The organism is Rheinheimera sp. (genome assembly GCF_036568245.1).
GTDB lineage: Bacteria > Pseudomonadota > Gammaproteobacteria > Enterobacterales > Alteromonadaceae > Alishewanella.
Map to the genome: position 1 here is coordinate 1 of NZ_DATCSY010000256.1, position 8,776 is coordinate 8,776.

Sequence of the window (8,776 nt, forward strand, 5' to 3'; positions counted from 1 at the left end):
CAGCCTGGAGTCTGCGCGGCTGGTAGGCGCGGCCCATTACAGTGGTTCCATCACTGCCGGTAAAAATGCCGATTTATTGGTGATTGATGGCGACCCGACAAAAAATATCAGCGATATCCGTAAGGTAGCCCTGGTGTTTAAAGGCGCTCATTACTACAAACCGCAAGAGTTGTATCCGGTGGTCGGCGTGAAGCCGTTTACCGCTTCACTGACCCTAAACTGACGACACCAGCGGGCGCTTAAGCGCCCGCTTCGGCCAACATGGCAAGGGCAACTGCCTCTGCTATCTTAATGCCGTCAATACCGGCAGACAGTATACCGCCGGCATAGCCAGCACCTTCGCCGGCCGGATATAACCCTTTGGTATTGATACTCTGATAATCTGCCCCCCGCTTAATGCTGATCGGCGACGACGTGCGGGTTTCCACCCCTGTTAGCAAACCGTCTGCTTTAGCAAAGCCTTTAATTTGCTTATCAAATGCCGGTATAGCTTCGCGCAGTGCGGCAACGGCAAAATCCGGCAGCGCCTGCGCTAAATCGGTTAAGGTGATGCCTGGCGTGTAAGATGGTTTCACGTCACCCAGTTCGCTGGAGGCTTTACCTGCAAGGAAATCACCAATCAGCTGTGCTGGCGCGTGGTAGTTTTCACCACCCAGTTTAAAGGCCTGTTCTTCCAACTGGCGCTGTAATGCTATGCCAGCCAGCGGATGGCCGGGGTAATCGCGTTCGGGGTCAATACCTACTACTATGGCGCTGTTGGCATTACGTTCATGGCGTGAGTACTGGCTCATACCATTGGTGACAACACGGCCGGTTTCAGATGCGGCGGCTACCACAGTGCCGCCCGGGCACATACAAAAGCTGTATACACTGCGGCCATTAGTGCAATGATGCACCAGCTTATAATCGGCAGCGCCCAGAATAGGGTTACCGGCATTTGGGCCAAAGCGGCACTCGTCAATCATCGATTGCTCATGCTCAATGCGAAAACCAATCGAGAACGGCTTGGCTTCAACGTATACACCTTTGTCGTACAGCATCTGGAAGGTATCACGGGCACTGTGGCCAACCGCCAGCACGATGTGGCGGCTGTGAAGTTGCTCGCCGCTGGATAATGTCAGGCCTGTTAGCTGGCCATCAGTGATATGCAAATCGTCAACGCGGCTGCTAAAGCGTATCTCGCCGCCAAGCTCAATAATATTCGCGCGCATTTTCTCTACCATCGCCACCAGTTTGAAGGTACCGATATGCGGTTTACTTACGTACATGATTTCTTCCGGTGCACCGGCGGCGACGAACTCGCTCATTACTTTGCGGCCATAATGCTTCGGATCTTTAACCTGACTGTACAGCTTGCCATCAGAGAACGTACCGGCGCCACCTTCGCCATACTGCACGTTTGATTCGGTATTCAGCTCTTTGCCACGCCAGAAGCCGAAGGTATCTTTGGTACGCTCGCGCACCTCTTTACCGCGTTCAAGAATAATGGGTTTAAAGCCCATTTGTGCCAGCAGCAAACCGGCAAATAAACCGCACGGGCCAAGGCCAATGACTATTGGGCGTTCAGTCAGGTTTACCGGTGCTTGCGCGACAAATTTGTAACGGGTATCCGGCGCGGGTTTTACATGCGGATCTTTAGCGAATGTGCTCAGCAGCGCGGCTTCGTTGTCGACTTCAATATCTAAGGTGTATATGAGTTGAATATCGGTTTTCTTACGGGCGTCAAAACCGCGTTTAAACACATTCACGCTATGCAGTTGTTCTGGTTTGATATTTAACTTGGCGATAATAGCGGCGTTAATAGCGCTTTCATCATGGTTTAACGGCAGTTTAATTTCGGTAAGACGCAGCATAAGGGTTCCGTATCGGTGTCATTGCTACCGGGCAACAGGCCCGGCAACTCACAAGATGGAGGCTATTTTACGTCATTTAATGACGCAACGGCTAACTTGTTTTTTCACTCTGCTACAGTATGATCGCCAGCCTGAGCAACAGGGAACACTTTTCACTATGGCCTTTGTGGTACTGGACAACTGTATTAAATGCAAATACACCGATTGCGTGGCGGTATGCCCGGTCGATGCATTTTTTGAAGGGCCGAATTTTCTGGCAATCAGCCCAACCATTTGCATAGATTGTGGTCTGTGTGAGCCGGAATGCCCGGCCAATGCCATAGTCCAGGAAGATAAAGTACCAGCAGAACAACAAGCCTTTGTTGCGCTAAATGCAGAATTGGCTGAGCTATGGCCGAATATCCGCGAAGTTAAACCGGCACCCGCCGACGCAGATGCCTGGAATGGAATACCGGATAAACTGCAGTATTTGCAGGTTGATTAAGCGCCCTGCTTATTTCTCGTCAGGCTCAGCGTGGCTCACTTTATAGATAAAGTACCAGGCGTAAAACGCACACAGACCGATCACTATTGCCAAACCGGTGAAAGAGATAAAGATTACCGGGTCGCGGGTAAATTCGTGCCACAGGTTCATAATATTGCCCTCATGCTGAACTGATAAGCCAAGTCTAGAACGAGGAGATTGGTATTAACCTGACCCAGATCAAACCAGGCGTATGTGCTTAGCTTAGGCTGACGAAGGCTTGACGCAGATCAAATATTTGCTGTTGATAGGCCGTGATGTCATTGGTTAGCTGCGCCAGATAAAGCTCCAGCAGTGGGGCAGCAGAGTCTGTTAACGGCGGGCAATGCTGCAATAACAACTGCTGCTCTAATTTCTCCAGCTGCAGCTCGGTTTGCAGCAGACTTTGTTTGAGTTGCTGTTGCTGCGCTGTTGTCAGCATAGCGGTGCAGCTTTGTTTACGCAGTGCGCGCAGCGGCTGAGTAAACTGCACGCTAAAACGCTGCAACGTGGTGCTTAGCTGGCAGAGTTGGTCCCGCGTCAGGCTCAGCTGGCGCTGTTCCAGCAAGCACAGTAACAGCAGCAGGTTAACATTGGCGCCATGTTCATCCTGCAAACTAAGACAGGCTGATTTCACCTTTGGGTATAGCGCCAGGCTGAATTGCCACAGTTCGTCAGCGCTAATCCGGTCAGCCATTTTGCTGCCAGAATTGTTCGGTTTTTTGCTCCAGCTCTTCCTGAGCCATAAACCAGTCTTCTTCAATACTGGCCAGACTGCTGCTGGCGCTGGCTTGTTTGGCCAGTAATTCCGTTAGTTCCGCTTTGCGTTTGGCGTCATATATCTCCGGGTCGGCCATTTTCTCTTCAATGACTGCCAGTTCTGTCGTGAGCTTTTCCTGTTGTTGCTCCAGCTTGTCAATTTTTTGCTTCACCGGGCGCAGCAAATTGCGTAGGTCCGCTTCGAGGCGTTTCTGATCTTTTCGCGGCGCATTGTTGCTGGCTGGCGCTTGTGTGGCAGCAGCATTGGCCGCTTTGCGGGCGTCTTGCTGCAGCCACTGGTAGTAATCGGCCAGGTCACCGTCAAACGGGGCAACGCGACCATGGGCTACCAGATAAAACTCATCAGTACAGCTGCTTAACAGGTGGCGGTCGTGCGACACAATCACGATAGCACCTTCAAACTCCTGCAGCGCCATCACGATGGCCTCGCGCATATCTAAATCAAGGTGGTTAGTTGGTTCATCCAGCAGCAGCAGGTTAGGGCGCTGATACACAATTAACGCCAGCACCAGACGGGCTTTTTCGCCACCGGAAAACGGCGCACAGGCTTCCAGCGCTTTGTCGCCATGAAAACCAAAGCCGCCCAAAAAGTCGCGTAACTTTTGCTCTGGCACCTGCGGGTCTAGCCGCACCAGATGTTGTAGTGGCGAGTCCTGTGGGCGCAGTGTTTCCAGCTGATGCTGGGCGAAGTAGCCCAGACTCACACCATTGGCGAACCAAACATCACCACTTTGCGGTGCCATACTGCCGGAAAGCAGCTTAATCAGCGTTGATTTACCGGCGCCATTGCGGCCCAGCAGGCCAATACGGCTGCCGGGTAACAACTGAAATTTTATCTGGCTTAAAATGACTTTATCGGCATAACCGGCTTGCACATTGTCCATTTTCAGCAGCGGGTTTGGCAGTGCTTTGGGTTCGCGAAAACTAAAGCTAAACGGTGAGTCGACATGCGCCGGCGCCAATATGGTCATGCGCTCAAGCGCTTTGATCCGGCTTTGCGCCTGCCGGGCTTTAGTGGCCTGTGCCTTAAAACGATCGATAAATTTCTGTAAGTGCGCTACCTGCCGCTGCTGCTTTTCAAAGTTAGACTGGTGCTGTGCCAGTTGCTCGGCGCGCTGGCGTTCGAACTGGCTGTAGTTGCCTTTGTACAGCGTCAGTGTCTGGCGTTCAATATGCACAATATTATCTGTTACGGCATCAAGAAAGTCGCGGTCATGGCTGATAAGCAGCAAAGTGCCCTGGTAATTACTCAGATACTTTTCCAACCACAACACGGCGTCTAAATCCAGGTGGTTGGTTGGTTCATCCAGTAACAACAGTTCAGCGCGCTGCATCAGCGCCCTAGCCAGGTTTAACCGCATCCGCCAGCCACCGGAGAATGACTTTACCGCCTGTTGCTGGGCATCACCGCTAAAACCTAAACCATCCAGTAACACGCCGGCTTTTGCTTCAGCGCGGTAGCCGTCCAGAGCCTCTATTTGCAGATGTACAGCGGCCAGGTCTGATTCGCTGCAACCGGTGCGGACTTTCAGCAGTAGCGGGTATAACTGTTCATCGCCTTGTAACACATAATCCATCGCGCTGCAGTCCAGTGCCGGGGTTTCCTGTGCTACGGTAGCAATTTGCCAGCTGGCCGGAATACTGACGTTACCCGCATCGGCGTGCAGTTTATTTTGCAGCAGGGCAAACAGGCTGGATTTACCACAACCGTTGGCACCGACAATTCCCACCTTTTGCCCCGGAAATACGGTAAGATCGGCACCCTGAAACAAACATTGAATACCACGGCGCAGTTCGACCTGTTGCAGCTGGATCATGTTTTTACCTGTGTAACTGAATTGGGCTGCTAATTTACCCGTATCAAGCCAACAAACCAAGGCTTGGCGCGTAAAAATGCTGCAGCAAACAGACGGGAAACCAAATGACAACACGTAAAAAGAAACGTTTTATTGCTGGCGCCAGTTGTCCGAAATGTAAGGCGACGGATACGATGATGCTGTTTTTGGAAAATAATGTCGAAAAAGTAGAGTGCGTAGCGTGCGGCCATCAGATGGTGCAACCGGAGGCACAGATAGCCAAAGCCAGCCGTGCCGCCGAGCAGGTAATAGGGGTATTTAAACCCGATTAATAGTGCGGTGGTGGCGGCTCTTCTTCCGGCCGCAAAATGCCTTGCTCATCCGGCAGGTTACGCAGCTTTTCCGCCAATAACATCACTTGCTGTTGCAGGCGGTCTATTTTCTTTTGGTGTTCCAGCAGTTCATTGCTCAGGCTGTTAACGGTGTCTTCCTGGAAAGCCAGTTTGCTTTCCAGCTCGACAATGTGCAGCTGAAGCTCTTGCTCATTTACTGTCATGTTTTATCTCCCATACTTCGGCAATGCCACTGGAGCTTTCGCTGATAAGTTGATTACTATTCAAAAATGCTACTGCGTGCACCACCGCGCTGGGTGGCCTGCTGTCCTCGCGTACTGACACCTGCCAGCTTTGCAATTCACGCCCGGTTTGTATATCCCATAGAGCCAGCTTGCGGGTTGGTGCGCCGGTTGCCAGATACTTGCCATCGCTACTGAAACGCACCGCACTGAAGATCTGCTGACGGGCAGTAAATTGCAGCTTGCTGACTAACTGGCCGGTTTTTATATCCCAGATTTGCGCTAAGTCCTGGCTGTCAGCTGTGAAGGCATAACGGCCCTGTGGATCAAGTGCCACTTTAGTTACCCGGCTGGGGTGGCTAAAACTGTAGATAATCTGAGCGCTCTGCGTGTCCCATAAGTGTGCTTTGTAATCGTTTCCACCGGTCAGCGCATAACGGCCATTGGGGGACATTGCAACACTGTTAATGCGCTCTGTATGGCCCAAAAATTCCAGCCGCCGGCCGCTGGCCAGTGTGATATGTTGCACGCCGCCATCGCTTTTACCTATCAGTAAATGCGCACCATTATCTGACACCGCGACATCGCGCACTGTCGCTGCATCAATTTGCCAAAAGCCGGCGTTTTTGCCGCTTGTTATGTCCCATAACGCATAAGTGTTCTGATCCGCTGTCAGTACATGGCTATTGTTGTGGCTAATTGCCAGGCTGAATACCAGGTTCTCCGCATTGTCGTTGTGCTTCCATTGATACTTCAGCGCATTATTCTGCAAATCCCACAATGCTACACCATCCTGAATGGATGACACCGCGCTGTAGCTGGCATCGTCGGACAAAGCAGCGGCATAACTACCTTGGGCGACATGTGGTAATTGTTGCACCGGTGGTGAAGTTGTCAGTTTTTCGCAGCCAGCAAGCAGTAATAGCAGAAAAAACACAGGATATTTCATGTCGGGTGTTAACCTCATCCGCACAAACCGTTAGTATAGGTCAGTTCATTGGACACTATTAAAACATACTTTTGCAGCCTGGCTGCGTAAATCTTGGAGAACCGAATGCGCTTAGTCACCAAAATGTCACTGGTCGCAGTGGCTGTTATTACCCTTACCGCCTGCCAGAAAGAAGCCGAGCAGAAGCCTGCAGTACTGGATACTGATGAAGCGAAGCAATCATACAGCTTAGGTGTTTCTGTTGGTCGTTATCTGGACAGCACGCTGGACGAATACAGCAAAATGGGCTTGTCATTGGATAGCGCATTAATTTTACGTGGTGTGCAGGACGCGGTAGCAGACAAAACTGCGTTAACTGAAGAAGAAGTGCAAACCATGATGACGGCTCTGGAAGAGCAGTTCCGTGAAAAACAAACCGCTATTGCTGAGGCTGAAGCGGCGCAGGCTATTGCTGCAGGTAAGGCTTATCTGGAAGAGAACGCTAAGAAAGAAGGCGTAACAGTGACAGAATCTGGCTTACAGTATGAAGTGCTACAAGCCGCAGAAGGCGCTAAACCAAAAGCGACTGACACCGTGAAAGTACACTATACCGGTACTTTAGTTGACGGTACCAAGTTCGATAGTTCTGTCGATCGCGGTGAACCCGCGCAGTTCCCACTGAACCGCGTGATTCCGGGTTGGACCGAAGGTGTTCAGCTGATGAATGTGGGTTCAAAATTCAAATTCACTATCCCATCAGAACTGGCTTATGGTGAGCGCGACATGGGCGTGATCAAGCCAAATAGCGTATTAGTGTTTGAAGTTGAACTGCTGGATATTGTTGCTGCAGAAGCTGAAGAAAAATAATCCGCGGCGTTAATTAAAAAAAGCGGCTTTTTGCCGCTTTTTTTGTGTTTTGTTTAAGCTGACAGGCTGTTATCGGTGTGCTTTTCATGCAAGGTATGGATAAGCTCATCCTCATAAGCAAAACGTTCTTCCAACGCTTGCCCCAGCTCTGACAATTCCCGGTCAAAAGCGCCGCTATGACGGGTGCTCAGATGGTCTGCATACAGGTCATTAAAATTCAGTGCTAAATCGGTTGATACGGCAATTTTGGGGTACAGGCTATCCGCCAGCTTACGGCTGTCAGTACCATTTACCGCGCATTCGGAGACGATACGCTCATACACTTCAAAATGCCCTGCAGATAAATAATCTACCAACAGTTGGCAGAATTCCTGCACAGCAGATTGGGCAGGCATTGTAGTGCGTTTATCATCAAAGGGGGGCAGAGAGGCTAGTTTGCAGTAACTTACGATGAGCTGCTGTCGTTCATCCAGCCAGTTATCGATGGCAGTTAATGAACCACCCCATTTTTGTCGCGCTTTTTGCACACGGGTGTACATTGCCTTCTCCTTAAGTACAGCAACTACGCTGCGAATAGTGTCTAATTAAATGAATTTTACTGCAAAGATCAACCGTTTTTTTATTGGTCAGCCCAGTGAACAGCATTATCATAGCATTGGATGACAGAGTACCGCAGAGGACAACGGATGATCAAACATAGTCTCAACGTAGAAGCACAATCCTATGGCCGCTGGTTTGTTGTCAACCGTGGCCGGATTTGGCTGAATAAAGCAGGGCAGGTGCCGGTTGGAGAATACCGGGAGCTTACATTGTCGGCTGAACCGGAGCAGGTTTGCTACCTCGGGCAGGATAACAATGTTGATGCCTATCTGCTGATTAATCATGACCAGATAACGGACGACACACAGTGGGTGTCAGCCCGTGAGTTACTGGCAGCTGGCGAGCGTATTTTTGAGCTGGCTGCGCGGGCAGTGCAGGTTGCGTTATTTTTGCAGACGCACCGCTTCTGCGGTCAGTGTGGCAGTGCTATGAGTCTGGTGAACTGGGAGCTGGCGATGCTGTGCAATAAGTGCGGTCATCGCTGTTATCCGCGTATCGCCCCGTGTGTACTGGTGGGTATTCTACATCATGATAAAATTTTGCTGGCGCGGTCCAGCCGGCACCGGGCGGGCTTTTATTCTATTCTGGCCGGCTTCGTTGAATCTGCAGAAACTTTAGAGCAGGCCGCCGTGCGCGAAGTAAAAGAAGAGGTGGGTATTGATATTGTTAACCTGCGTTACGTAGGCAGCCAGCCCTGGCCTTTTCCGCATTCGCTTATGACCGGTTTTATTGCGGATTATGCCGGTGGAGACATTGTTTGTCAGCCACAGGAAATTGAAGAAGCAGGCTGGTTTTCATTAAACGAGTTACCGCAAGTACCACCGATTGAAACACTATCTGGCCAGATCATCGCGCAGATACAGAAAATGGCCGGTA

General features: G+C 50.8%; 12 protein-coding genes. 5 read left to right on the top strand and 7 right to left on the bottom strand.

The features are described from left to right. A partial coding sequence (locus tag VIN66_RS11705; RefSeq protein WP_331924160.1) for an amidohydrolase family protein occupies positions 1-223 on the top strand: 223 nt, incomplete at its 5' end. Between the two features lie 16 nt (positions 224-239). Here the strand turns inward: VIN66_RS11705 and VIN66_RS11710 are convergent. Continuing rightward, positions 240-1,853, bottom strand: a complete 1,614-nt coding sequence (locus VIN66_RS11710; protein WP_331924161.1) for an NAD(P)/FAD-dependent oxidoreductase — start codon at positions 1,851-1,853, stop codon at positions 240-242. A 157-nt stretch (positions 1,854-2,010) separates the two neighbouring features. Between VIN66_RS11710 and fdxA the strand changes: the two genes are divergently transcribed. After that, the gene (fdxA, locus tag VIN66_RS11715) at positions 2,011-2,337 is read left to right on the top strand and encodes a ferredoxin FdxA (RefSeq protein WP_331924169.1); all 327 of its coding nucleotides are present in this window, start codon (positions 2,011-2,013) and stop codon (positions 2,335-2,337) included. A 9-nt stretch (positions 2,338-2,346) separates the two neighbouring features. On the opposite strand, the gene VIN66_RS11720 is transcribed toward fdxA, so the two are convergent. From VIN66_RS11720 to VIN66_RS11730, 3 genes are all read right to left on the bottom strand, one after another. After that, complete coding sequence (locus VIN66_RS11720; RefSeq protein ID WP_331924162.1) at positions 2,347-2,487, bottom strand: DUF3149 domain-containing protein; 141 nt, start codon at positions 2,485-2,487, stop codon at positions 2,347-2,349. Positions 2,488-2,575: 88 nt separating this feature from the next. Further along, on the bottom strand, positions 2,576-3,052 hold the full coding sequence (locus VIN66_RS11725) for a TIGR02444 family protein (protein ID WP_331924163.1): 477 nt from the start codon (positions 3,050-3,052) through the stop codon (positions 2,576-2,578). Next, on the bottom strand, positions 3,045-4,952 hold the full coding sequence (locus tag VIN66_RS11730) for an ABC transporter ATP-binding protein (RefSeq protein ID WP_331924164.1): 1,908 nt from the start codon (positions 4,950-4,952) through the stop codon (positions 3,045-3,047). The genes VIN66_RS11725 and VIN66_RS11730 overlap by 8 nt, the downstream gene beginning before the upstream one ends. Positions 4,953-5,056: 104 nt before the next feature. Between VIN66_RS11730 and VIN66_RS11735 the strand changes: the two genes are divergently transcribed. Further along, positions 5,057-5,263, top strand: coding sequence for a YheV family putative zinc ribbon protein (locus VIN66_RS11735; RefSeq protein WP_226768265.1), 207 nt, complete (start codon positions 5,057-5,059; stop codon positions 5,261-5,263). On the opposite strand, the gene VIN66_RS11740 is transcribed toward VIN66_RS11735, so the two are convergent. Both VIN66_RS11740 and VIN66_RS11745 read right to left on the bottom strand, forming a co-directional pair. Next, complete coding sequence (locus VIN66_RS11740; RefSeq protein WP_134058456.1) at positions 5,260-5,487, bottom strand: SlyX family protein; 228 nt, start codon at positions 5,485-5,487, stop codon at positions 5,260-5,262. The genes VIN66_RS11735 and VIN66_RS11740 overlap by 4 nt on opposite strands. Next, entirely contained in the window at positions 5,474-6,454 is a 981-nt protein-coding gene (locus VIN66_RS11745) for a WD40 repeat domain-containing protein (RefSeq protein ID WP_331924165.1), read from the bottom strand. The genes VIN66_RS11740 and VIN66_RS11745 overlap by 14 nt, the downstream gene beginning before the upstream one ends. 123 nt (positions 6,455-6,577) lie before the next feature. Here VIN66_RS11745 and fkpA point away from each other — a divergent pair, with 123 nt between their 5' ends. Next, entirely contained in the window at positions 6,578-7,300 is a 723-nt protein-coding gene (gene fkpA / locus VIN66_RS11750; protein WP_414709891.1) for an FKBP-type peptidyl-prolyl cis-trans isomerase, read from the top strand. A 53-nt stretch (positions 7,301-7,353) separates the two neighbouring features. On the opposite strand, the gene rsd is transcribed toward fkpA, so the two are convergent. Continuing rightward, complete coding sequence (rsd, locus tag VIN66_RS11755) at positions 7,354-7,839, bottom strand: sigma D regulator (protein WP_331924167.1); 486 nt, start codon at positions 7,837-7,839, stop codon at positions 7,354-7,356. A gap of 147 nt (positions 7,840-7,986) precedes the next feature. Here rsd and nudC point away from each other — a divergent pair. Beyond that, positions 7,987-8,776, top strand: a 790-nt coding sequence (gene nudC, locus VIN66_RS11760; protein ID WP_331924168.1) for an NAD(+) diphosphatase, incomplete at its 3' end; no start/stop codon positions are given.

Coding starts and splice junctions, on each gene's coding strand:
- rsd (WP_331924167.1), bottom strand. CDS start 7,839: ATGTACACCCGTGTGCAAAAAGCGCGACAAAAATGGGGTGGTTCATTA.
- VIN66_RS11710 (WP_331924161.1), bottom strand. CDS start 1,853: ATGCTGCGTCTTACCGAAATTAAACTGCCGTTAAACCATGATGAAAGC.
- VIN66_RS11740 (WP_134058456.1), bottom strand. CDS start 5,487: ATGACAGTAAATGAGCAAGAGCTTCAGCTGCACATTGTCGAGCTGGAA.
- fkpA (WP_414709891.1), top strand. CDS start 6,578: ATGTCACTGGTCGCAGTGGCTGTTATTACCCTTACCGCCTGCCAGAAA.
- VIN66_RS11720 (WP_331924162.1), bottom strand. CDS start 2,487: ATGAACCTGTGGCACGAATTTACCCGCGACCCGGTAATCTTTATCTCT.
- VIN66_RS11745 (WP_331924165.1), bottom strand. CDS start 6,454: ATGAAATATCCTGTGTTTTTTCTGCTATTACTGCTTGCTGGCTGCGAA.
- VIN66_RS11725 (WP_331924163.1), bottom strand. CDS start 3,052: ATGGCTGACCGGATTAGCGCTGACGAACTGTGGCAATTCAGCCTGGCG.
- fdxA (WP_331924169.1), top strand. CDS start 2,011: ATGGCCTTTGTGGTACTGGACAACTGTATTAAATGCAAATACACCGAT.
- VIN66_RS11735 (WP_226768265.1), top strand. CDS start 5,057: ATGACAACACGTAAAAAGAAACGTTTTATTGCTGGCGCCAGTTGTCCG.
- VIN66_RS11730 (WP_331924164.1), bottom strand. CDS start 4,952: ATGATCCAGCTGCAACAGGTCGAACTGCGCCGTGGTATTCAATGTTTG.